2 protein-coding genes and 1 pseudogene are annotated in these 1,222 nt (G+C 61.5%); all 3 read left to right on the forward strand.

What is annotated here, in order from left to right; all coding sequences use genetic code 11:
• Positions 1-309 (forward strand): cytosine permease (locus ACIRS4_RS37660; RefSeq protein WP_404204696.1); only part of this gene is annotated, 309 nt, incomplete at its 5' end.
• A 179-nt stretch (positions 310-488) separates the two neighbouring features.
• Complete coding sequence (locus tag ACIRS4_RS37665) at positions 489-947, forward strand: RrF2 family transcriptional regulator (RefSeq protein ID WP_404204698.1); 459 nt, start codon at positions 489-491, stop codon at positions 945-947.
• Positions 948-955: 8 nt separating this feature from the next.
• Positions 956-1,222, forward strand: a pseudogene (locus tag ACIRS4_RS37670) (hypothetical protein); the annotation flags it as partial.

Raw genomic sequence — 1,222 nt, forward strand, 5'->3', positions numbered from 1 at the left:
GGCGCGTTCATCGGACCGCTGTTCGGCGTGCTCATCGCCGACTACTACCTGGTGCGCAAGAAGACCATCGTGGTCGACGAGCTGTTCACCATGGCCGAGACCGGGAAGTACTGGTACCGCAAGGGATTCAACCCGGTCGCGGTGATCGCCACTGTGATCGGCGCCATCGCGGCGGTGTTCCCGGTGCTGGCCAAGGACGTGTACGGCATGTACACCGCCGCCCAGTACAGCTGGTTCATCGGCTGCGGATTGGCGCTGGTGATCTACTACGGGCTGGCCACGCGCACCAAGTTGATGGTCGCGGCCTGAGGCCATCCCTCACCGAAATCCCTGGCAGCGGTGCCGGACGCTGCCAGGGATTTGCCACTCGATGATAAAGAAGCGCTGAGAAATGTGGCGTGGCTTACATAATCCGCACGATTTCGCGTATTAGACGGCACAGTCAAAATATTCGGCTTTTCTTAATCGCAATTAGTACGGTGGATCTCATGCAGCTCTCCCGGTTCACCGATCTCGGCTTGCGGTCGCTCATGCGCCTGGCGGTCAGCAGTGGGGCCGACGAGCGCGTCACCGTCAAACTCATTGCGCGGCAGGTGAACGCCTCGGAGAACTACGTCGCCAAGGCCGTCTCCAAACTGGCAGAACTCGGCTATGTCGAGTCCCAGCGCGGGCGCACCGGCGGGATTTTCCTGACCGATGCCGGCCGAAAAACTACCATCGGCACTATTGTGCGACAGCTGGAATGTGATAACGAAGTCATCGACTGCATCGGTGACAATCCGTGTCCCATTGCGAATGCGTGTCGTTTGCGGGGAGTCCTCGCGAAGGCGCAGAACGCCTTCTATGCCGAACTCGATCGGTACGTCCTGGCCGATCTGGTGGATCAGCGCACCGTGGAACTGCTGCACATGCCGGTGTTCCCGGCAGCCGCACTCACCGAAATCTAGGAGACCTCATGAGGCTCGCGCCGGATTCCACCCTGAACACCGTCCCCGAACTGGAACCCGAGCACGCCGAGGTGATTCGCGCGACGCTACCGCTGGTGGCGGCGAACATCGATCAGATCACCCAGCTGTTCTACCGCAAGATGTTCACCGCGCATCCGGAACTGCTGCGCGACCGCTTCAATCGCGGTAATCAGAAGCAGGGCGGGCAGTCCAAGGCGCTGGCGGCCTCCATCGCCGTCTTCGCCACCCACCTGGTCGACCCGGCGCTGCCGCAC

The sequence above is a fragment of the Streptomyces sp. NPDC101166 genome (genome assembly GCF_044768125.1).
Taxonomy (GTDB): Bacteria; Actinomycetota; Actinomycetes; order Streptomycetales; family Streptomycetaceae; genus Streptomyces.